Source organism: Thermaerobacter sp. PB12/4term (genome assembly GCF_003403315.2).
Taxonomy (GTDB): Bacteria; Bacillota; Sulfobacillia; order Thermaerobacterales; family Thermaerobacteraceae; genus Thermaerobacter.
The window spans coordinates 2,261,800-2,282,854 of sequence record NZ_CP048407.1 but is presented as its reverse complement, the minus strand read 5'-3'; the positions used below and the strand labels follow the sequence as shown (position 1 = coordinate 2,282,854).

Sequence of the window (21,055 nt, the reverse complement as noted above, 5' to 3'; positions counted from 1 at the left end):
GAATGCCTGGCAACTCCAGTCCCCGGGCCTGTGGCGGGGGCGCGAAGGAGAGGCGTGAAGGACCTCATCATCCTGTGGCTGAGTGGCGGTAACGACGCCTGGTGGTCGGTCCTCGTGGCGATGGGCAACCCGTGGCAGGTTCTGGACCTGGGAGCGGTTTTGGCCCTTATCGTGGTGGGGATGCAAATCGCCGTGGCCACCTGCCTGCCGGACAGGTTATGGGCCGACGACGGAACCAACGCGTTCTTCAGCCAGCTCAGCTATCTGCACATCTTTCTTCTCATGGCCTTGACCGCTCTTGCGGAGGAGATCTTCTTCCGGGCGGCCATCCAATCGCTCCTCGTCGAGTGGTTGCACTCCGTTGCCGCAGGGATCGCGGTTCCGGCAGCCATCTTTGCCGTGGCCCAAAGGGCCCGCCCGGCCAGTTGTGCCAGCGCTTCTCGCGCCGCCCCGGCCACGGCGTCCTCGTGGGGATGAACCGGCGCGATGGCACCAGCAGCCAGCCCCCGCGCTTCCGGAAGAGGTACCAGACCGGGGTCTTGAAGTATCGTGGATCACGTCGACGATGTCGTCGACGCTGATGATGCCGATCAGGCGGTCGTGGTCGTCGACCACGGGCAGCGCCACCAAGTCGTAGCGGGACAGGATGCGGGCCGCTTCCTCCTGGTCGGCGGTGGCCCGGACCGAGATGACGTCCTTCCTCCCCACGGCCGAGAGGGGACGCTCACGAGCCGGCCGCGGGCGTCGACCACGTAGATGTACGAGACCACCTCTGCCTCATGGCCGACCTTGCGCACGTGATCCACAGAGCCTGCTGCACGGTCCATCCCTCGCGAACGGCGATGTAGTCGATGGTGGCGAGGCTGCCGGCCGTGTTCTCGGGGAAGGTCATCAGCGTCTGGAGCCGCTGGCGGTACTCGGCGGGCAACCAGGCCTTGAGCCGCGCCGCCTGGTTGGGGGAGCAGCGCCACGGGTTGCAATTGGTCCTCGTGGGGGAGACCGGCCAGCACCTCGGCGCGGTCGAAGGGCTGGAGGCGGGTGATACGGTCGAGGACGGCCCCGCCCTGGCTGGTAGCGAGCTGTTCCTGGACCTCACGAGCGATTTCGCCGGCCGACACGGCGGGTCACCCCCTCTGCACCTCGCCCATTATAGCTGCGGCCCGATACCGGGGCCAGCACGCCAGTCGTGCAAAGAGGAAAGCGACGCACATCCCCGGCCCGGAAGATAGTGGCGGAAATGCTCTGGCAACAGTCCCCACCTGCGGCCAAGCAGGGACGTTACCGTTGACAACCCCGTAGGATGTGTTGGACGCCGGGGCTGCCTGGCCGCCGTCCACCGCTGCCGGCGCCGGGCCGAGGCCCGGACGGTCCGTGCCATCACGGAGGTGAGAGTTATGCCAGTTACGCAGACCGGTCGTCGATTCGTCATCAACGAGCACCTGCAGGCGCCGGTGACCGACCAGGTGCTCTTGACCCCCTCACCCGGTACCCAGATTTACCTGGAGAGCCTGTATTTCTCCGGGGGAAGCCTCGGCAGCCGGGTGACCTTTCTCAAGCTGGGTAGCCAGACGATCTTCAGCAACACGCTGCCGGTCGGCACCCTAGCGGCGGACGAGAAGTTCCTGGCCTGGACCGGGCCGGTGACCGCGCCCGGCACCCTGACCGTGAGCACGGAGGGCGATTGGGTCCACCTGACGATCACCGGGTTCGAGGCGGCGCCGGCGGGCGTCAACCGGGTGGTGAACGGCTGCTTCGACCAGGACCCCCCCGGCTCGACTCCGACGGGGTGGACCATTGAAGGCGATCCCTCGGCCGTGAACGTCAATACGGGCGGGCCGTGCAGCAACCGCAACCTGCTGCTGGGGGCCATCCAGGGCTTCCCCCAGCACAGCGAGACCGTCTCCGTCTTCCAGACGGTCGGACCCCTGCCCACCGACCAGCCCTTCCGGCTCAGCTTCTGGACGGAGGGCTTCAACGTGCTGGGTGGCTCGGGGGCCAACGGCCTGAACGCCGGCGTGCACGTGTACGCCAGCGACGCGGGGGGCACGCGGCTGAGCCTTCTGGACACGTTCACCCTGCCGCCCGCCGGTAGCACGCAGTGGCTCTACGTGGAGAAGGAGTACTCGACGGTGCCGACGCCCTTCATCCAGATCCAGCTGTTCAAGGAGGGCAACGGCTTCGCGCGCTTCGGCGACGTCGAGGTGGTCGCCACGTCGTACTTCTGAGGCGCCTCACGACCGGTGCGCGACCAGCGCGCCGGCAGCCGGGGCCCGACCCGGGGCAGTCTTCCCGTCCCGGGCCGGGCTCTTTTCCTGTTACTCCAGATCGGTAGGGGAATGAACCGTGCGGTACCAGTCTTACGCCTACGGGCAGAACCACTGGGAGCGGGACCCGGATCGGCGCCACGTGCTGGCCCACTACTGGCCGTCATACATCGCTCACGAGGACGAGCTGCGCCGCTTCGACGCCCTGGCGGGCAAGGAGGTCTACGAGGTCGCCTACCGCGTGGGCCACGACGCCCGGCCGGTCCTGGTCATGCACGACCTGGACGGCAACCGGGTGGACCGGGTGCGCCTGTCGCCTGCCCAGGAGGCGCTCCTCCGGGAGCTGGCGCCCATGAACCGTCCACCCTATGAGGGCGGCAGCTGGCACCACCACTACGCCCTGGACTGACTAGTAGCCGTTCCGGGTATTTACTGCATCCTGACCACCACCAACCAGGCCGCTTACATCATCCACAAGTACGCGCCGGAGTTTGGCGAGTGGCAGGACAAGCTCCTCCGCGGCGAGTTCTAGGGCGCCACGTTTTCTCATCCACTCGGTCGCTTTTCCGGTTCGCCTTCCAGCGCAATTACAAATGCATCCCATATGGAAATAACCTACATAATGATGAATAGCCACCGATTCCTAGCATCATCTTAACCCGCCTATAACAAGACGATAACCCCCGGCATTGCTCCGTCGTGAACCCTTTGGAACGGAGGTGTTGAAAACATGTTGGATCCTTCCATCTCGCCGGCGCGGCGCGTGGTGGGCCGGCGTGGTGCTGGCGCCGTTTGGCCGGCTCGTCATGAGGGGAGGGGCACCGCATGAAGGTGGCCGGGTACCGTCGCTGGGCTGCGGGGGCGGGACTCGCCATGGCGATGCTGGTCACGACGGTGACGGCGGGCTGCGGCGGGGCGCCGACCTCCGCCTCCGGGGGCGGGTCGTCGGCCGGGGGGCCGGTGACCATCGAGTACTGGCACGTCAACTCGGCCGACTGGGGCGGTCCCGCCACCGACGAGATCGTCCGGCGGTTCAACCAGTCGCATCCGGACATCCGGGTGGAGGCCAAGTTCATCCCGGGGAATTACAAGGGGATCATTGAGAACGTGCAGGCTGCCGTCGCCGCGGGGCGGCCGCCGGCGGTGATCCAGGTGGGGTACAACTTCCTGGACTACGTGGCCCAGAACCTGCCCCACCTGCCCGTGGAGGAGGCCGCCCGTCGTGACACCAACGACCCCGACTTCCTGTCGAACTTCCTGCCGCAGGTCCTCGACCTGGGCCGGGTCGGGGGCAAGCTGGAAGGCATGCCCTTCTCCATCTCCAACCCGGTGCTCTATTACAACGCCGACCTCTTCCGGCAGGCCGGGCTCGACCCCGATCGCCCGCCCGCCACGTGGGAGGAAGTGCGGGAATACGCCCGCATCATCAAGGAAAAGACCGGGGCCTACGGCTTCTACATGCAGCAGCCGCCGGACTTCTGGATCGAGCAGGCCCTGATCGAATCCAACGGGGCGCGGCTCCTGATCTCCGAGAACGGCAAGCGGGAGACGGGGATCGGCAGCCCGGAGGCCATCGAGGCCTTCCGCCTGTACGCGGACATGGTGTTGAAGGACAAGACCGCCCTCCACGCCAAGTGGGAGGAGGGCAACCAGGCCTTCGCGGCCGGTCGCGTCGGGATCCTGATCACCACCATCGCCAAGCGGTCGTACTTCGAGGAGAACAGCACGTTCGACCTGCGCACGGCCAAATTCCCTACCTTCGGCTCCAAGCCCCGCCGGGTTCCCGCGGGGGGCAACGCCCTCTTCATCCTGGCCCAGGACCCGCGCCAGCAGGAGGCGGCCTGGGAGTTCATCAAGTACATGGTCTCGCCTGAGGCGCTGACCATCTGGGTCAAGGGCACGGGTTACCTGCCGCCCCACAAGGACGCCACGAAAGAGGCCTACCTGGGTCCCTTCCTGCGGGAGAACCCCTTGATGAAGCCGGCCCTTGAGCAGTTGCCCGATGTGGTGCCCTGGACCAGCTTCCCGGGGGAGTCCGGTCTCCAGATCGTGGAGATCTTGCTCAACACCCGCGACGACATTCTGGGTGGCCGGCGGGAACCGGAAGAGGCGTTGCCGGACGCGGCCCGGCGTATCAACGACCTGTTGAGCCGCACCGGGCAGTGAAGGGGATCCCCCGGATCCCGGTGTGAGCGAGAGGAGGAGGGCCTGTGTTGGACAGGATGTGGTTGAGTACGCTTCCCATCTTGTACGGCGCGGCGGCGTCCGGCGCGTGGGACGAGCCTTACCGGTCGACCCGGTCCTGGTCGGGAGGTCTGGAGATCTTCGCCGAGGGTTCCGTCTGGTCGAACCCGGAGGAAGCCTGCCGCCGGTTGGCGGCCTGCCTGGAAAGGTGGGAGGGGCCGCGCAGCGTCCACGCCCCCTTCTGGGAGATCAACCTCGCCTCGCCCTTCCCTGACCGTGCCCGTTGGTCCGTGGAGGTCTTGCGGCAAGTGGTGCAGGTCGCAGCGGCGGGTGGGGCCGAGTTCGTCGTGGTCCACACCCACGACACCGCCGCGCCCCTCTTCGACCGGGCGGCGGCCCGTGAGCGGGTGCTGTCGGCACTGCGGACCCTGGCGGAGGAGGCGGCGGGCCGCGGCGTGCGCCTGGCGGTGGAGAACATCGGCGTGGGCGCGTTCTCCCTCTTCAACCGGGACGAATTTGTCGCCCTCTTTGCGGAGGTGCCGGGGGCCGTGGCCTTGCTGGATGTGGGGCACGCCCACCTCAACGGCTGGCCGCTGGCGGAGACCATCGTCGCCCTCGGCCCCCGGCTGTACGCCCTCCACGTGCACGACAACCACGGCGGGGCTGACGAGCACTTGCCGGTGGGTGAGGGGACCATCGACTGGCAGCCGGTCTGGCAGGCCCTCCGACAGCTCCCGCGACCGCCGGTGCTGATTCTGGAGTACGCCCCGGGGACGCCGGTGTCGCGGCAGGTCTACGATGCCCTCCGGATCGGCGCCTGGCTGTCCGGCCCCGACCGGGGTGGAGGCGGTGCAGCGGCCGGGAGTAATGGGCCGGAGGAGCTCGCGGTATCCGCCAGGGAGGGGGCCCATCCGCCGGTAGTGCCCGTCGGCGATGGGGCGGAAGGCCCGGCCGGTGGCGCCGGTGGCGGCGCAGAGGGGGCCGCGGCGAGCGCCAGGGGCGCGGCCTGGGGACCGCGCCGCCGGCAGGGGACGTGAAGGGGGCGTGGAGCATGAGGCGACATCTGACCCCCTACCTGTTCATCTTGCCGGCCCTGTTGCCGCTGCTGGTCTTCGTCTTCCGGCCCCTGGTGGTGACCTTCTCCCTCAGCCTGTTCGACTGGAACCTGGTGAGCCCGGAACGGGTCTGGGCGGGTGCCGGCAACTACCGGGAGATCCTGGGGAGCGGCGAGTTCTGGGTGGCCGTGGGCAACACCCTTCTCTACGGGGCAGGGCTCCTTCTGGCCAACGTTGCGGTTCCCGTGCTCCTGGCTTACGGAATCATGCAGGTGCCCCGGCGATGGCAGGCCGTCTATCGCTCCGTGCTCTTCACGCCCACGGTGATCTCCCTGGCCGTGGCCTCGGTGATCTTCCTGTGGCTCTACAACCCCCTGATCGGCGCCTTCAACGTCGGCCTGCGGGCCCTCGGCCTCGATCCGCCCGCCTGGCTGAGCGACCACCGCTGGGCGCTGTGGGCGGTGGTCGGCGTGACGGCCTGGAAGGCCTTCGGCTATAGCTTCATCGTTTACTTGGCGGGCCTCATGGCCGTCCCCGGCGAGCTGGTGGAGGCCGCCCGGGTCGAAAAGGCCCGGGAGGGCCAGATCTTCCGCCGCGTCGTGTTGCCGCTGACCTCGGCCACCCTGCTGTACCTGGTGGTGACCTCCCTCATCACCGGGGTGCAGTACAGCTTTGTGCCCGTGCATATGCTCACGGGCGGTGGTCCCAATGAGAGCAGCACCAACCTGGTCTATCTGACCTATCAGTACGCCTTCCAGTTCTTCCGGGTGGGCGAGGCGGCGGCGGTGGCGATCCTCGCCTTCTCCTTCTACCTTCCCCTGATCCTGCTCCAGGCCCTGGTGTTGGAGAGGCGGGTGCACTATGAAAGTTGATCAGAAAGCTCAAATGAAGGCACTTCCCTGGCATCTGGTGCTCATTGTCGCTTGCGGCGTCAGCCTGTTGCCCATCGCCTGGATGGTCGGCACCGCCTTCAAGTTCCAGGACGAGATCTTCACCAGCTTCCTCAGCCCGATCCCGCACCGACCGACCCTCTCGAACTTCCTCTACGTGTGGGACCGGATTCCCTTCGCCCGGTACTTCTTCAATTCCCTGGTGGTGGCGGCGCTGGTGACGGCGGTGCAGCTGGTGACCGCCACGCTGGCGGCCTACGGGTTCACCCAGTTCCGCTTCCCCGGCCGGGAGTTCCTGTTCTACGCGGTGGTCGCCAGCATGTTGGTGCCCGTGCAGGTGACCATGCTGCCCAACTACCTGGTGGTGGCGCGGCTCGGCTGGCTCGACTCCTACGCGGGCCTCATGGCGCCCCACCTGGCGGAGGCCATGGGCATCTTCTTGTTGCGGCAAGCCTTTCGCTCGGTACCCGCCAGTCTGGTGGAGGCGGCCCGCCTGGAGGGGGCGACCCACCTGCAGGTGATCCGCAAGGTCTTCATCCCGAACCTGCGCCCGGTGTTCATCGCCCTGGGCATCCTGGTGTTCATCAACACCTGGAACGAGTATCTCTGGCCGCTTCTGGTCATCAAGGACGAGAACATGTTCACGCTGCCCCTGGCGCTGCAGTTGTTCGTCAGCGAGGAGGGCGGCACTTCCTGGGGCCCCATGATGGCAGCGGCGACGCTGGCGGCCCTGCCCCCGCTGCTGGCCTACTGGGTGGCCCAGCGTTACGTGGTCCAAACGTTCCTTTCGGCGGGGATCAAGGGTTGAGGAGGTGGATGCGATGCAGGACCGAGGGGCCATCCGTTTCGAGGGTGCGACGAAGCGGTTCGCCGGCGTCACCGCCCTGGACCATCTGGACCTGACCGTCGAACCCGGGGAGCGCCTGGTGCTGTTGGGGCCGTCGGGCTGCGGCAAGAGCACCGCGCTGCGCCTGGTGGCGGGCCTCGAGGAACTGACGGAAGGCGAGCTCTATATCGACGGCCGGCCGGCGTCCCGCTGGGCCCCGGGCGAGCGGGACGTGGCCATGGTCTTCCAGAACTACGCCATCTACCCCCATCTCGATGTGTTCGAGAACATCGCCTTCGGGCTTCGCCTGCGCCGGGTGCCCGAGGCGGAGATCCGCCAGCGGGTCGGGCGCGTGGCGGAACTGCTGGGGCTCGACAAGCTGCTGCGGAGAAAGCCCCGGGAGCTGTCGGGCGGCCAGCGGCAGCGGGTGGCCCTGGGCCGGGCCCTGGTGCGCGATGCCCGCATCCTTCTGATGGACGAACCCCTCTCCAACCTGGACGCCCAGCTCCGGGTGCGCTTCCGGGCCGAATTGATCGAGCTGCACCGCCGGTGGGGGGCGACCATGCTGTACGTGACCCACGACCAGGTGGAGGCCCTCACTCTGGGCGATCGGGTGGCGGTCCTGCGGGAGGGGCGGCTCCAGCAGGTGGACACACCGGAGCGGATCTACTGGCGGCCGGTCAACACCTTCGTGGCCACCTTCGTCGGGACACCGCCGATGAACCTGGTCCCGGTCCGGATCCGCGGCACGCACGTCCAGCTGGGCGATCACGCCCTGCGGCTCCCGGAGCGCCGGGCTGCCTTCCTGGCGCGGTACCGGCGCGAGGAATGGCTGCTGGGCGTGCGTCCCGAGTCCGTCTGCGTGGAGCGGGCGGGCGAACCCCGGCCGGGTGCCGGGGACAGGCCTGCTCTTAGGGTGCCCGGGCGGGTTCACCTCTGCGAGTTTCTCGGCGGGCAGGTCGTGGTGCACGTGGAGGTGGGGACGAACCTGCGCCTCCAGGCCCTGGTGCCGTCCGATCGCCGGGTCGCGGAGGGGGAGGTGGTCAGCGTTCTGGTCCCGGAAGAGCAGCTATACTTCTTCGTCCCGGAAACGGGGACGGCGGTCTATCCGGACGAGGGCGGCACGGCGCACCGGGAGGCGGCGTTCGTCCTGCAGGCGGGGACCGCGGAGGGACGGGGGTGACGGGGAGCGGGCTGGTTCGGCACCGGGGAGGAGGGGATCCGTGTCTGCGCCACGGCCTTCCCGGTGCTGCGGTTCTTTCGTGCCGCGGGTGGTTCTTCCGTCCCGCGGCATTCGGTAGAAGTCACGGCAACCGTTCACACGCGTCTTGCGAGCATCAGGGCATCAGGAGCCGCTGCTGCAGGCGGAAGAGGAGCGGACGGAGGCCTTGACGGCGGTGCTCACGTCCGGGCAAGCGGCCCCGGCGCCGGCGGTGCGGCGCGTTTTGGTGGCGGCTCCGGGCCGGACTTGGGGTCAGCCAAGTAGTGCTGCGTGACGAGGGGCGGGTATACGCTCGATGGCCTGAAGGTTTCCTGTGCCTACAACGTCGGGAGATCGAGGAGGGGTGTGCGAGTTGCGGGGAGCTCTCGTGGTCCGACGAGCCGCGTTCCGCGTTGGCGAGGTCGCTGTCTACCAAGGTAACATGCTGCAACCTCCGACCGCTCCCGGCAGGAAAGCGGGACCGCGGAGTACATCCCATAGAGGGTAGCCGGGGCCGAATCGGCCCCCGGACGGCTGTTGGCGTCGCGGACCGTCTTAGGATCCCGCCGCCGACACGTACATCAATAGGAACAGGAGGAACATAACATAAACCGGTATCATCAGTATGGCGGCCACCGCAGTTCTGTCATACTTCAACGCCATTCCAGATGCGATACACAGAGCAGGGGCCAAGACCCCCACGATGATAAGGCTGTCGGACAGACCAGCAATAAAATACGAAGGGCCAAGGATGCATATAGCGGCAACGTATAACCAGACCGGACGCCGGCGAACAAGTCCAACGACAGACGTAACACCCGTCGCGATCATGGCGCCGATGCCTGCGACGAATTGAACGACGACCTGATGAACGTCGAAACTTGCCATACCGTCACCCCTCCAATGAAATAACTCGCGCTTGCTGAAATGACGGCCACTTCTACAAGTAGTCTAGCTGAGGTTTGACTCGGTTTTGCCTCGGGTGTTCCAGTTGACGGCCCTTCTCGGTGCCACACCGCCCCAGGAACCCGCATGAGTCCCCGCATGGTCAAGGGGTTCCCATGGGGCGGCGGTTCTTTTGGGCCCAAAAGTGTAGTCCCACGGTTAGCAGGTACTTGTATGCGACTGGTTTCGATGCTATGAGGGTTGTGCGATGTTCATCGGCCAGAAGACCTTCAAGAACAAAGACGGCTCCACCCGCACCTACCTCCAACTCGTCGAGAACGCGCGACAGGACGGTCGCGTCCGTCAGCGGGTCGTGGAGGCGCGCGGCGCCGGGGGGCCGGAACGTTGATGCGCCAGGGTTTGATCGGGAATAAGGGGTCATAGTTGGCGCGGGGAGCGCATGCCGACGAGGTGCCGGCAGTGGTGAATCTCCGCGTTCGATCGAAACGTCGATCCGCTCCCGCCACCGCGCGTGCGACCGCCCGTGCCGGCAGCGCTGAATCTCCAGGTGGCGGCCAGCGCGTCCGGCCCGGCGTCAGCGATCCCAGTCGTCGAGGCGTTCTCATCGGCATCCTGCACCTCCAGCGCGGCAGATGGCGCGGCCTGGCGCGGCGCGGGGAGCGTGCCGGCCCGTGCCGCCAGGAGGCGGCCTAGCAGCGCCAGGCTCTCCAGGTCGTGGGCGGACAGCAGCGCGTCGACGAAGGGCAGCGCTGCCCGCATGCCCCGAGCCAGGGGCCGGTAGCGCGGGTCGCCCGCCAGCGGGTTCAGCCAGACCACGCGGCCGGTGGCGCGGCGGATCCGGCCCAGTGCCCGGCGCAGCACCTCGGGGTCTCCCATGTCCAGCCCGTCGCTGAGGATGATCACGGTGGACCGGCGCCGACACAGCGACGAGCCGTATTCGCGGTACCAGTGGTCGAGGCACTCGCCGATGCGCGTGCCGCCGCCCCAGTCGGCAGCCGCTGCCACGGCCCGGCGGAACGCCGCGTCGGCGTCGCCAGCCCGCAGGAACGGCGTGAGCCGCAGGTAGCTCGTGCTGAACGCGAACGCCTCCACCCGGCGCGGCAGGAACTTGTCGAGCGCGTGGACGAAGCGCAGCAGGTGATGGCTGTACGGCTCCATGGAGCCGGACACGTCGCAGAGCACGATCACCCGGCCCGGGTGCGGCTTGCGCGCCCGGCGCAACAGGCGCAGCGGTTCGCTGCCCGCGCGCAGCCAGCCGCGCATGCTGGTCCGCAGGTCGACGCGCGGCCCGCGCCGCGCCGGCCGGTAGCGGCGCGAGGGGTGCCGGGTGAGGGCCCGGGCCACCTGGGCGGCTGCGCGGCGGTAGGCGGCGGCCTAGGCCGGGTCGGCCTCCACCCAGGCGGCGCGCCGGCGTGCCGGGTCGGGGAATATGCCAGATGCAGCCGCGGCATGCGGTCGTCGCCGGTTCCCTCCGGCGCGGGCCGCGGGCGCGGGTCGCGCCCCGCCGGGAGCAGGTCCGGGACCTTGACCGCGGTGTGCGGATCCCGCCGCCTGTCGCCCGGCGGTCCGCGGCTCGCGCAGCGTGGCGATCGCCTGGGCGGCGGCCTGCGGGCGCGCCGGGAAGTACTCGTCGAACAGGGAGTCGAAGGCCGCCAGGAACTCGGGATCGCGGACCAGCGTGCAACGCAGCACGGCGCGCACGACCTGGCGGTCGGCCACCGCGGCGGCGGCCAGGGCGGCCAGCGCGTCGGCGACCTCGCCCGGACCCACGGGGTGGCCGAGGACCCGCAGGCGCGAGGCCAGGGCCTGGACGCCCACGGATCGGGAAGGCAGCACGCGATCACCACCGCGGACGGGTGATTCCCCGGCACCTTCCCGCGTTCCTTCGACGGGCGCTCCTCACTCCGCCGCCGGCCGCCGGGCCGCCGCGCCGGTGCGCAGCCGGTCGTACGGGCGGCGGGCGGCGATCGCCAGCAAGAGCTGCGCGACCGCCGTCAAGACGATCGTGCCCCCTGGCGGCAGGTCCAGATAGAACGCCGCCGCCAGCCCCACCGTCACGGCCAGCTCGGCGAAGAGCACCGACAGCAGCCAGGCCGCGCGGAAGCTGCGGGCCAGCTGCAGGCTCGTCGCCACCGGAAGGACCAGGAGCGACGATACCAGAAGGACGCCCACGACGCGCATCGTCACGGCCACCGTGGCGCCGGTCAGCAGGGCGAAGATCACGTTCAGCGTGCGCACGGGCAGCCCGCTGGCCCGGGCCAAGTCCTCGTCCAGCGTGAGGAAGAACAGCGGCCGGAACAGCAGCGTAGCCACGCCCACTACCAGGACGGTGAGCACCGCCACCGTGACCACGTCGGCCGGCCCGACGGTCACCAGGCTGCCGAACAGGTACCCCAACAGGTCGGTGTTGAAGCCGCGGCCCACGGCCAGGAGCACGACCGCCAACCCCAGCGACGTGGCCAGGATCACGGCCGTGGCCAGCTCGCCATAGCGGCGGAAGGGTACGCGCAGGCCTTCCACGGCCAGCGCGCCCGCCAGCGTGCCGGCCAGGCCCGTCAGCACTGGGTACACGCCCAGCAGGATGCCCGCGGCCACGCCGGCCAGGGCCACGTGGGCCAGCGTGTCGCCGAGGAGGGCGAGCCGGCGTAGTACCACGAACAGCCCCACCGTGGCCGCCGCGGCCGCGACCAGCAGGCCGGCCGCCAGCGCCCGCTGCATGAAGTCATAGGCCAGGAAGTCCGGCATCAGCGGCCCTCCTCCCCGTCATACGCGTGGTGGTCGTGCGCGTGCCGGTGCTCCACGAGGTGCACCGGGTGCCCGTAGAGGTCGCTCCACCATCCCGGAGTGAAGTCCTGGGGCGGCCCGCAGTAGAACAGCCGGCGGTTGAGGCAGGCCAGCCGGGTGACCTCCTGGCTGATTGCGCCCACGTCGTGGGAGACCAGCACCATGGCCACGCCGCGCTCCTCCCGCAGCCGCCGCAACAGGACGAGGAACCGCTCCTGGGCCCCGGGGTCGATGCCCACCGTCGGCTCGTCCAGGAGCAGGAGCGCGGGATCGCCGGCCAGCGCGCGGGCCAGGAGGACGCGCTGCGCCTGTCCGCCGGAGAGGCGCGCGACCGGCTCGTCGGCCAGGTTCTCGAGGTCGACCTCGCGCAGGGCCCGCGCCACCGCGGCTTCGTCGGCCGCCGACCAGGGGCGCCAGAGCCGCGGTCCGTGCAGGCGGCCGGTGTGCACGACCTCGCGGACCGTGGCCGGGACGCCGCTCTGCAGGGTCGCCCGCTGCGGCACGTAGGCCACGCGGCCCCAATCGCGGAACTGGGCGGTAGGCTGGCCGAACAGGCGCACCGTGCCCGCCTGCGGCCGCAGCAGGCCCAGGGCCAGGCGCAGCAGGGTCGTCTTGCCTGAGCCGTTTGGGCCGATCAGGCCCACCAGCTCGCCCGGAAAGACGCGCAGCGACACGTCCTCGAGCACCGGGCGGCCGTCGTAGGCGAAGTGGACCCCGTCGAGTTCCAGCACGGGCGTGCTTCCGGTCGCCTGCAACGTTGACATCGGTCGTATTTCCTCCTACGTTACGATGTAAGAATACTACGATGACAGAGGTGCCGGTGCGTGCGCGACGACGTCCTGCGCTGGCTCCGCGAGCGGGGCCTGCGGGCCACCGGCCAGCGCATCGCCATCCTGGAAACCCTCGGATCGGCTGGGCGCCCCCTGACGGCGCGCGAGATCCATGCCCTGGTCCAGGCGGCGCACCCGACGATTAGCCTGGACACCGTGTACCGCACCCTGGCGACCCTGGCGGCCGCCGGCGTGGTAGGCCAGATCAACCTGCAGAACCGAGAGGCCGCCCGCTTCGAGCTGCAGGGCGACGTTCATCACCATCATGCCGTCTGCCTCGGTTGCGGCACCAGCTACTGCCTGCCGGAATGCGCGCCGCCCCTCGATCGCGTCCTGCCGGGGGCGGTGCCGGGCTTCCGGGTGGTGGGGCATGCCTTCGAGGTCTACGGCTACTGCCCGCGGTGCGACCGCGAGCAACTGTCCCGCCGGGCGCGCCCGGACGGGGATGGCCGGGAGGCGTAGGCTGGGGGTTAGGCCCCGCAGCCCAGCCCCGCCTTCAGTTCCTGCAGGTTCTGTTCGAACAGGTCGAACAGTGTGACGCCCTGTGCCCGCTGCTCGGGCGTCAGGCCCTCCATGGGGTTCAGGACGCGGACGGTGAGTCCGGCCTCGCGCGCCAGGGTCTCGGCCACCCGGCGCCCCACCAGCGTCTCGGCGAACAGCGTACGGATCCCCCGGTCGCGGGCCAGGTCGGCGAGGCGCGCCAGGGTCTGCGGCGACGGCTCGGCCTCTGGGGAGACGCCCATCACGGGCAGCTGCTCCAAACCGTAGCGGGCCGCCGGATAGGCGTAGAAGCCGTGCGTCACCAGCACCTGCCGCTGCTGGCAGGTCGACAGCGTGTCGCGATACGAGCTGTCGACGCGCGCGAGATCGGCGATCAGGGCCTCGGCCCGCTGGGCATAGCCCTGGGCGCCCTCGGGATCGAGCTGCGACAGCGCGTCGCGCAGCCGCTTCACGACGTCCTGGAGCAGGACGGGATCCAGCCAGATGTGCGGGTCCACGCCACCTGTGTCGTGGTCGTGGGCGTGGCCCTCGTCGCCGTGGCCCTCGGTGTGGCGTTCGTCGTGGCCGTGGTCGTGGTCATGGTCGTGCTCGTGCTGGGGGGCGGCGAGGGCCGGCTTGGGAGCAGGCAACAGCTGCAACCCGGCTACAGCTTCAATGCGCGCCGGCCGGTCGGCGGGCGCGCGGTCCAGCATGCGCAACAGCCACGGTTCGAGGCCGGCCCCGTTGTAGATCACGAGGTCGGCTTGCTCGATGCGCATGGCGTCGGACGGCCGGGGCTCCCAGTCGTGCGGGTCGAGGCCATCGGGGACGAGCATGTGGACCTCGGCGCGGTCGCCGCCGACGATACGCGCCAGCTCGGCGTAGGGGAGGAAGGTGGCGACCACGCGGACCTTACGGGCCTCGCCGACGGGGGCGTCGCTGCGCGTGGGCTCGCCGCCGGACTGCGGGGTGCTGCCGCGGCCGCAGGCCGCCAGTAGGCTCACGGCCAGCAAGACGGCCGCGACCGAGAAGGCGCGGCGGCGCGCCTTTTGCGAGCCGGGTTGCGGGATGCGGCGTGACGCGAACACGATGCAGGCCTCCTTTTGCGGCGGAGTTGAGAAAATTACTATTTGGGAGAATAAGCCCCGTCGTCCAGGATGTCAAGGGTCGCGCGGCTCTAGGTCAAGAAGTGTGGCGAGGCGGTCAGCCAAGCCAAGGGCGCGAAGGCTAGGAGCATCTTCCGCACATAGAGCTGCCGGTTCCGGAACCCGTAGCTGAGCCGCTTCAGCAGCTTGATCTTGGTGTGCACGCCTTCCGTGTGGCCGCTGGTCACCCGGTGCGTGTGGTAGGCCACCAGCTCCGCGCGCCAGGCACGGAGCGTGCCGCCCCAGAGCACCAGCGCCGCGTCACCCGCCTCCTCGGCGTTGAGGATGATCCGGCTCAGGATCCGCTCCGCCTCCTTCCGGCTGCCGGCGCGGTGGAACGCCCGCAACTGCTCCTTGACCCAATGGAAGTGCGCCACATTCGGGTGCCGCTCTCGAATCTCCGCCAACTGAGACGCCTGTGTCCGCGTCAGGTCCTCCTCGTTCTTCACCAGCGGCCAGCGCGGGATCTTCCGCCCCGTCACCTGCTGCTCCACCAGCCGCGCCTCGTCCACCCGCCGGTTCGCGTCCTGGATCACGTGAAAGCGGTCGACGACGATGGTCACGCCGGGCAACGCCCGCTGGATCGCCCGCCGCCACGCATGCCGCAGGTCGATGCAGACGGCGCGGATGCGCGACTGCACGTCCTCGGGTACCCCCCGCATGTACCGCCCCAGTGTCTCCACCCGGTCGTCCGGCAGGATCGCCAGCAACCGCCGCCTCGGCCACACGCACGCGATCGTGACCACCATGTCCTGCCGGCGGAAGCTGTGCTCGTCGACGCTCAGCACGACCTCCGGGCAGTCCGCCAGGACGGCGCGGACGTCCACCTGGCCCGGCACGTGCCGCAGCAGCGCCCGGCGCAGCACGCCCGGGTGGGTGCCCGTATGCTGGGCCGCGCTCCGGAAGCTCCGTCCCGCCAGCTCCGCCAGCAGGGTTGCCTCGGCGTGCTGGCTCCGCCGGGCCCAGGGCGGGATGCCCGGCAGCCGCTCCGTGAACACCTTCCCGCAGGCCGTGCAGGCGAACCGTCGCGCCCGAACCCGCAGGTACACCGGCCGGCCGTCACACCAGGTGTGGAGGATGCGTCGCCAGCGGCGCTTGCGGTCATGGACCGGCTCTAGACTGAAAAGTGGGGTCGGGAGAGGACGTGGCGGCGGACAAGCCAAGGGATTGGCCTTGTGCACGGCCGGTGCGCGCGGAGCGGTCTGGAGTGTAGGGGTAGGGTTCGATCGTGGGTTCGACGCGGTTTCGGCGTCCCCTTGCCCGGCTCGCTGCGGTGACCGCAGTCGCGGTATTCCTCCCGGCCGCGGCCCATGGGGCGCAGGCGGCCGCCCGGGCGGAGAAGCTGCCGCCCGGCGTGACCAAGGCCCGCGTGGTCAGGGTCGTCGACGGCGCGACACGGTGGACGTCAAGGCCCTCTCCGGCGCCCGCCTGCCCAGCACGCGCGTGCGGCTCATCGGGGTGGACACGCCCGAGACCACCAAAGTGGTCGAACCCTACGGCCGCGAAGCCACGGCCTTCACCCGCAAGCGGCTCCTGGGCAAGACCGTCTACCTTGAGAAGGACGTCTCGGAGAAGGACCGGTACGGACGGGCGCTGCGGTACGTGTGACTCGCCTTGCCGCCCGCAAAGCCCACCGAGGAGCAGGTCCGCCAGCATCTCTTCAACGCCGTTCTCGTGCTGGAGGACATGCCCAGGTGGCCACCTACCCGCCCGACGTCAAATACGCCGACCTGTTGGTGGAGTTCCAGCGCGAGGCGCGGAAGAAGGGGAGGGGGCTATGAGACCTCAAGGGCCGCGGCCGGGATCGTGCCGGGGGCGGCAGCGGTGGCGGGCGGTGCGATCCGGCCTACCCGGACGTGTGCATCCCGCCCCCGCCGCCGGACCTGGACTGCAGGGACATCCCGTACCGGGGCTTCCGTGTACTCCCGCCCGACCCGCACCGGCTCGACCGCGACCGCGATGGGATCGGCTGCGAGTAGATCGAACGACAAGGACCCGTGGCAGACTGGGGATGAGGAGGAGAGGGAGGATAGTTGCGGAGCGGGAGCTGGCTTCCCATTGCCTTGGTGTTGGCTGCCCTGGCTTTGGCTGCAGGTGCTGTGGAGGCGGCCGAAGTCGAGTATGTTTGGGTGCTTGAAGTAGACGACCTGGAGAATTGGGTGATTGTCGAGCGTTCCAACGGCGAGCAATGGCTGCTTGAGTACGGCGTGGGGTGTCTAAGCCTCTGGTTTTACGAAGGCAGGCAGGTCATCATCTACTCCCCCGGCTTCCTCTTCGCGGGCGTGGGGTCGAAGATCGTGTTGCCCGAACGGGACCAGACCTGTCAGATCTTCGACGCCAAGCAGATCGGTGGCTCGAGGATCCCGCTCGTGCCGGTCTTGCCACCGGCGCCTACGCAGCCCGCGAGTCCTCCCACAAACGAGTTGGCACAGCCGGCCGTCCGCTCCATGGCGGCCTTCCGGGTGGGCGGCGCTACGTACGCGAAGGTGAGCAAGGGGTCCCGCACCATCGCGGTCCACGCCATGGACGCCGCGCCGTTCGTCGAGGGTGGCCGCACGTTCGTGCCCGTCCGCTACCTCGCGGCCGCCATTGGGGTTGCGTCCGTCGAGTGGGACCCAGCTGCCCAGACGGTGGTCCTGGTGTCTGGGAACAGGAAGGTGGGTCTCATCATTGGCCGGAAGGAGATCCAGGTGGACGGCATCACCATGCGGATCGATGTGGCACCTGTGGTGCGCAGGGGGCGCACCTATCTACCCGCTCGTTACGTGCCCGAAGCATTCGGCTGGGAGGCGCGCTGGTTCGGTGCCCAACAGGCGGTGGTACTGATCGGACCATAGACAAGAGACGAGAGTACTGCTCAGGTGAGCGTCAGGGAGCACCCGCCCAGTTGCCGAGGCAGAGATTCAACCCGCGTTCGGCTGTGCGTGTGCCAGCGTGGGGAGGGAGGACGCGCAAAGACGTGTGCGGGCGGTTCACCTTGACCAGGGATCCCATCACGCTGGCCCTGCGGCTCCGGGCCGTGAACGTGCGCCAGGAGCCCTTCCGGCCACGCTACAACATCGCGCCCGGACAGCCCGTGAACGCCATCGTGCAGGCGCCGGGCGGCGAGCGGCGGCTGGGGCGGCTCGTCTGGGGGCTCGTGCCGCATTGGGCCAGGGGGCCCGAGGCGTTCAACGGGTGATCTTCGTCGCCGACCGGGGCATGGTCAGCCGCCGGATCCTACACTCTCCTGTAGTGCCACATGTCCCATCCAGTCGATGGTAACCCTCTTCGGCCCCATGGGGTCAGCTTTCCACCCCTTTTTCAGAGACCTCGCATGACGCTTCCGGCCTCCTGAAGCTGGCCGAGCTTCGGGCCGTCGGTTGGCCGCCTCGAGGCCGCCTTGAGGCCGCATCGGGGCCATGAGCGATGGCAAGGCATTGCGCGAATCGAGCAAGTGCGCGACAATAAGCGCGAAAATAAATGCGAATAGAATGTTGAATCGGCGCATACGCTGAAAGGAGGCTGAACATGGCAGGGGGCACGGCCACCATGGCTTCCAAGCCGCCGTTTACAAGAGACCAGATCGTGTCGGCCAGCGACGTGGTGCGCAACTGGCGTTCTCGCGTGGAACCCAAGCTTCGCGAGTTTCCTTATATTCTAGTGTTTTCCGGATCCGATCCCCGCACCACGATTCTTCCCTATGACCAGTTCGAGGCGTTGTGGCAGAAGGCTGAGAAGGCCGCCGAGCTCGAGCTGGAGCTGGAAGTTCTGGCACGGGTGCTCCAGGCGGCAGTCTCCGGGGAGCAGCTGATCCCGTTGGCTGACGTGATGAAGGAGTTTGGGATCACCCCGGACGAACTGGTCGGGGACGTGGAGATGGACGATGAGTGAAGTCCTGCCACCGAACGTGTGGTTTTTCCCCGACGCCAGGGCAGACTTGGGTCGATTGGACCGGTCGCGGAGAGTCCTCGTTCTCCGGGCCATTGCGAAGATCGCGCGGGCGCCGGATCGGGTGGGGAAGCCGCTGGGGCATCTTGCTGGCCTGAACTTGGCAGGTTTTCGGAGTGTGTACGTGGACCGTAAGAGGATTCGCATCGTATGGAAGGTGACCGAGACCGGCGTCGTGCAGGTTGCGGTCATTGCGGCGGTCGCAGAGCGCGATGGATTGGCGGTGTATCGAACGGCGGCCCAGCGTCGGGAAGCCATTGATGCGTGGATTCAAAAGCGCATTGAGAGTTCAGGATGAGTGGGCGTCGTAAGCAACCAGCAAACACACCCCGCCCCGAAGATCGGGGCGGGGTGTCGGCCGTTTAATTCGCAACAGCGTTCGGATGGGAGGCGTAAGCCAGTGACTCCGTCGACCCCGCGGCTCGGCGGCCTCCGACCATGCCCCGCACCGCGGCCCCGCGACGGCTCCACCCTGCGGCTCCGCGACGGCTCCGCCCCCCGACTCCGCGACTACCCCACCCGCGGCCCCGCGGCCCCGATCTCCTCCGAGACGCCCTCGAACCGCCGGAAGTTCTCCACGAACCGGGCGGCCAGCTCGCGGGCCTGCCGGTCGTAGGCCTCGGGGTCGGCCCAGGTGGACCGCGGATCCAGCACCTGGGACGGCACGCCCGGGCAGGCCGTCGGCACGGCGAAGCCGAAAACCGGGTCGATCCGGTGCTCCACGCCGTCCAGCTCGCCCCGCAGGGCGGCGCGGATCATGGCCCGCGTGTAGGGCAGCTTCATCCGGCTGCCGACGCCGTAGGGCCCGCCGGTCCAGCCCGTGTTGACCAGGTACACCCGGGTCCCGTGCTGCCGCAGCCTCTCGCCCAGCATCCGCGCGTACTCCACCGGCCGCCGCGGCAGGAACGGCTCGCCGAAGCAGGTCGAGAAGGTGGCCTCGGGCGAGGTCACACCCCGCTCGGTGCCCGCCAGCTTGCTGGTGTAACCGGACAGGAAATAGTACATGGCCTGCTCGGGCGTCAGCCGGGCGATGGGCGGCAGCACGCCGAAGGCGTCGGCGCTGAGGAAGAAGATCGTTTGCGCGTGGCCCGCCACGCCCGGGATCACCGCGCCGTCGATGAACTCCACCGGGTAGGCCGCGCGGGTGTTCTCCGTCAGGTCGGCCCGGTCGTAGAGGGGCTGCCGCGTCTGCGGGTCCAGGATCACGTTCTCCAGCACCGCGCCGAAGCGGATGGCGTTCCAGATCTGCGGCTCGTACTCGCGGGAGAGGTTGATGCACTTGGCGTAGCAGCCGCCCTCGAAGTTGAAGATCCCCCGCTCCGACCAGCCGTGCTCGTCGTCGCCGATCAGACGCCGCTCGGGGTCAGCGGAGAGGGTGGTCTTGCCCGTGCCCGACAGGCCGAAGAACAGGGCCACGTCGCCCTCCGGACCCACGTTGGCCGAGCAGTGCATGGGCAGCACGCCCCGCTCGGGCAGGAGGTAGTTGAGCACGCTGAAGACCGACTTCTTGATCTCGCCGGCGTACTCCGTACCCCCGATCAGGACCGTGCGGCGCTCGAAGCTGACCAGGATGAAGGTCTCCGAGCGCGTGCCGTCGGTGCGCGGGTCGGCGTGGAAGGTGGGCGCGTAGAGCACGGTGAAGTCCGGCTCGAAACCGCGCAGCTCTTCGGGTTCGGGGCGGAGGAACAGCTGCCGGGCGAAGAGGCTGTGCCAGGCGTACTCCGTCACCACCCGCACCCGCAGGCGGTAGGCGGGGTCGGCGCCGGCGAAGCCGTCGAAGATGAAGTGGTTGCGCTGGCGCAGGTACTGCTGGACCCGCTCGTAGAGCCGGTCGAACCGGCCCCGCGGGAAGGGCTGGTTCACGGAACCCCAGGCGATGTGCGGGTGCACCGACGGCTCGTCCACGATGAACTTGTCCCTGGGCGACCGGCCGGTGTACTTGCCCGTGGTGACCACCAGGGCACCCGTGTCGCTCAGCTGCCCCTCGCCTCGGGCCAGGGCCAGTTCCACCAGCTGGGCGGCGGGCAGGTTGCGGTGCACCACCGGCGCCACCTTGCGGCTGGCGTGGGGTGCGGGTTCGTCGTCGTCCCGGAAGCGCGCGTCCATGGCGGGTCTGGACCCCCCGTGCGGCGGGGCCGTCATGGCCCCTGCGGGCTTGCGCCCGGGGCGTCGGTCTCGGCGGCCCCTGCGGCCTGGCGTGCTCACTGCGACCGGGCCGTTGAGGCACGCGTGGCGAGACGGCGACCGTGGTGCCGGCCCAGCGTCCGAGGGACGACGACGGAGCCGGCTCACAGGCGCCACCGCTCCTTCGCCCGGCCCTCATCCCTTGGGCTGTGCGAGGCCCCACGCTGGCCTCCTGCCGCCGAGCTGCACGGTCCCCTGCGGCTGAGCTACGCCGCCCGCCGAAGGCCTTACGCCGATCCCCAGGCTCCGCATGCCGGTCCCCGCGGTCGTCCGGTCGCCCTTCCTCGGGGTACGCTGGTCCCTTACCCCGCAACCCATCACCCGTCGCTTCCAAGACCGGCCGGTGATGGACCGGGGCCAGGCAGCAAGATCGCCT

The 21,055-nt window shown here is 69.1% G+C and carries 24 protein-coding genes and 1 pseudogene; 16 read left to right on the top strand and 9 right to left on the bottom strand.

Features of this window, described 5'->3' with window-relative positions; all coding sequences use genetic code 11:
- Nucleotides 1–54: 54 nt before the first annotated feature.
- Nucleotides 55–477, top strand: a complete 423-nt coding sequence (locus tag DYI95_RS09525) for a type II CAAX prenyl endopeptidase Rce1 family protein (RefSeq protein WP_116900039.1) — start codon at nt 55–57, stop codon at nt 475–477.
- A gap of 132 nt (nt 478–609) precedes the next feature.
- On the opposite strand, the pseudogene DYI95_RS12710 reads toward DYI95_RS09525, so the two are convergent.
- Nucleotides 610–708, bottom strand: a pseudogene (locus DYI95_RS12710) (hypothetical protein); the annotation flags it as partial.
- Between the two features lie 686 nt (nt 709–1,394).
- Here DYI95_RS12710 and DYI95_RS09515 point away from each other — a divergent pair.
- The 7 genes from DYI95_RS09515 (at nt 1,395) to DYI95_RS09485 (ending at nt 8,402) form a co-directional block, all read left to right on the top strand.
- A complete protein-coding gene (locus tag DYI95_RS09515; protein WP_116900040.1) occupies nt 1,395–2,225 on the top strand; it encodes a hypothetical protein in 831 nt (276 codons plus the stop codon).
- Nucleotides 2,226–2,343: 118 nt separating this feature from the next.
- Nucleotides 2,344–2,673, top strand: coding sequence for a hypothetical protein (locus DYI95_RS09510; RefSeq protein ID WP_243149729.1), 330 nt, complete (start codon nt 2,344–2,346; stop codon nt 2,671–2,673).
- A 416-nt stretch (nt 2,674–3,089) separates the two neighbouring features.
- The gene (locus tag DYI95_RS09505) at nt 3,090–4,430 is read left to right on the top strand and encodes an ABC transporter substrate-binding protein (protein WP_116900041.1); all 1,341 of its coding nucleotides are present in this window, start codon (nt 3,090–3,092) and stop codon (nt 4,428–4,430) included.
- Nucleotides 4,431–4,486: 56 nt separating this feature from the next.
- Entirely contained in the window at nt 4,487–5,485 is a 999-nt protein-coding gene (locus tag DYI95_RS09500) for a sugar phosphate isomerase/epimerase (protein WP_243149981.1), read from the top strand.
- A gap of 14 nt (nt 5,486–5,499) precedes the next feature.
- Complete coding sequence (locus DYI95_RS09495; RefSeq protein ID WP_116900043.1) at nt 5,500–6,375, top strand: carbohydrate ABC transporter permease; 876 nt, start codon at nt 5,500–5,502, stop codon at nt 6,373–6,375.
- Between the two features lie 13 nt (nt 6,376–6,388).
- Nucleotides 6,389–7,201 carry a carbohydrate ABC transporter permease gene (locus DYI95_RS09490; protein ID WP_243149728.1) on the top strand — a complete coding sequence of 271 codons (813 nt, stop codon included), beginning with the start codon at nt 6,389–6,391 and terminating at the stop codon, nt 7,199–7,201.
- Nucleotides 7,202–7,214: 13 nt separating this feature from the next.
- A complete protein-coding gene (locus DYI95_RS09485; protein ID WP_116900045.1) occupies nt 7,215–8,402 on the top strand; it encodes an ABC transporter ATP-binding protein in 1,188 nt (395 codons plus the stop codon).
- Between the two features lie 573 nt (nt 8,403–8,975).
- Here the strand turns inward: DYI95_RS09485 and DYI95_RS09480 are convergent.
- The gene (locus DYI95_RS09480) at nt 8,976–9,308 is read right to left on the bottom strand and encodes a cell wall arabinan synthesis protein (protein WP_116900046.1); all 333 of its coding nucleotides are present in this window, start codon (nt 9,306–9,308) and stop codon (nt 8,976–8,978) included.
- Nucleotides 9,309–9,573: 265 nt separating this feature from the next.
- Between DYI95_RS09480 and DYI95_RS09475 the strand changes: the two genes are divergently transcribed.
- Nucleotides 9,574–9,714, top strand: a complete 141-nt coding sequence (locus tag DYI95_RS09475) for a hypothetical protein (RefSeq protein WP_158556019.1) — start codon at nt 9,574–9,576, stop codon at nt 9,712–9,714.
- A 29-nt stretch (nt 9,715–9,743) separates the two neighbouring features.
- Here DYI95_RS09475 and DYI95_RS09470 read toward each other — a convergent pair whose 3' ends face one another.
- From DYI95_RS09470 to DYI95_RS09455, 4 genes are all read right to left on the bottom strand, one after another.
- Nucleotides 9,744–10,670 carry a VWA domain-containing protein gene (locus tag DYI95_RS09470; RefSeq protein WP_116900047.1) on the bottom strand — a complete coding sequence of 309 codons (927 nt, stop codon included), beginning with the start codon at nt 10,668–10,670 and terminating at the stop codon, nt 9,744–9,746.
- A 30-nt stretch (nt 10,671–10,700) separates the two neighbouring features.
- Nucleotides 10,701–11,162 carry a hypothetical protein gene (locus tag DYI95_RS09465; protein ID WP_116900048.1) on the bottom strand — a complete coding sequence of 154 codons (462 nt, stop codon included), beginning with the start codon at nt 11,160–11,162 and terminating at the stop codon, nt 10,701–10,703.
- A 63-nt stretch (nt 11,163–11,225) separates the two neighbouring features.
- Nucleotides 11,226–12,071: a metal ABC transporter permease gene (locus DYI95_RS09460; protein ID WP_116900049.1), complete on the bottom strand. Its 846-nt coding sequence runs from the start codon at nt 12,069–12,071 to the stop codon at nt 11,226–11,228.
- Complete coding sequence (locus tag DYI95_RS09455; RefSeq protein ID WP_116900050.1) at nt 12,071–12,874, bottom strand: metal ABC transporter ATP-binding protein; 804 nt, start codon at nt 12,872–12,874, stop codon at nt 12,071–12,073. The genes DYI95_RS09460 and DYI95_RS09455 overlap by 1 nt, the downstream gene beginning before the upstream one ends.
- 60 nt (nt 12,875–12,934) lie before the next feature.
- On the opposite strand from DYI95_RS09455, the gene DYI95_RS09450 reads away from it, so the two are divergent.
- Entirely contained in the window at nt 12,935–13,402 is a 468-nt protein-coding gene (locus DYI95_RS09450) for a Fur family transcriptional regulator (RefSeq protein ID WP_116900051.1), read from the top strand.
- An 8-nt stretch (nt 13,403–13,410) separates the two neighbouring features.
- Here DYI95_RS09450 and DYI95_RS09445 read toward each other — a convergent pair whose 3' ends face one another.
- Nucleotides 13,411–14,508 carry a metal ABC transporter solute-binding protein, Zn/Mn family gene (locus tag DYI95_RS09445; protein WP_158556020.1) on the bottom strand — a complete coding sequence of 366 codons (1,098 nt, stop codon included), beginning with the start codon at nt 14,506–14,508 and terminating at the stop codon, nt 13,411–13,413.
- A gap of 89 nt (nt 14,509–14,597) precedes the next feature.
- Nucleotides 14,598–15,746: an ISL3 family transposase gene (locus DYI95_RS09440; RefSeq protein ID WP_305849861.1), complete on the bottom strand. Its 1,149-nt coding sequence runs from the start codon at nt 15,744–15,746 to the stop codon at nt 14,598–14,600.
- 217 nt (nt 15,747–15,963) lie between these two features.
- Between DYI95_RS09440 and DYI95_RS12705 the strand changes: the two genes are divergently transcribed.
- The 6 genes from DYI95_RS12705 to DYI95_RS09410 all read left to right on the top strand — a co-directional run bounded on the left by DYI95_RS12705 (nt 15,964) and on the right by DYI95_RS09410 (nt 18,793).
- Nucleotides 15,964–16,173 (top strand): thermonuclease family protein, encoded by a 210-nt coding sequence (locus DYI95_RS12705; protein ID WP_243149726.1) that lies wholly within the window; start codon nt 15,964–15,966, stop codon nt 16,171–16,173.
- 248 nt (nt 16,174–16,421) lie between these two features.
- Nucleotides 16,422–16,544, top strand: a complete 123-nt coding sequence (locus DYI95_RS12700) for an excalibur calcium-binding domain-containing protein (RefSeq protein ID WP_243149725.1) — start codon at nt 16,422–16,424, stop codon at nt 16,542–16,544.
- A 54-nt stretch (nt 16,545–16,598) separates the two neighbouring features.
- Entirely contained in the window at nt 16,599–17,402 is an 804-nt protein-coding gene (locus DYI95_RS09425) for a copper amine oxidase N-terminal domain-containing protein (RefSeq protein WP_116900054.1), read from the top strand.
- An 83-nt stretch (nt 17,403–17,485) separates the two neighbouring features.
- Nucleotides 17,486–17,746, top strand: a complete 261-nt coding sequence (locus DYI95_RS09420) for an SOS response-associated peptidase family protein (protein ID WP_371731871.1) — start codon at nt 17,486–17,488, stop codon at nt 17,744–17,746.
- A gap of 329 nt (nt 17,747–18,075) precedes the next feature.
- Nucleotides 18,076–18,438: a hypothetical protein gene (locus tag DYI95_RS09415; protein WP_116900055.1), complete on the top strand. Its 363-nt coding sequence runs from the start codon at nt 18,076–18,078 to the stop codon at nt 18,436–18,438.
- Nucleotides 18,431–18,793, top strand: coding sequence for a type II toxin-antitoxin system RelE/ParE family toxin (locus DYI95_RS09410; protein WP_116900056.1), 363 nt, complete (start codon nt 18,431–18,433; stop codon nt 18,791–18,793). Before DYI95_RS09415 ends, DYI95_RS09410 begins: the two co-directional genes overlap by 8 nt.
- A 212-nt stretch (nt 18,794–19,005) precedes the next feature.
- Here the strand turns inward: DYI95_RS09410 and pckA are convergent, their stop codons facing one another.
- Nucleotides 19,006–20,601 carry a phosphoenolpyruvate carboxykinase (ATP) gene (gene pckA / locus DYI95_RS09405; protein ID WP_116900057.1) on the bottom strand — a complete coding sequence of 532 codons (1,596 nt, stop codon included), beginning with the start codon at nt 20,599–20,601 and terminating at the stop codon, nt 19,006–19,008.
- Nucleotides 20,602–21,055 lie beyond the last annotated feature (454 nt).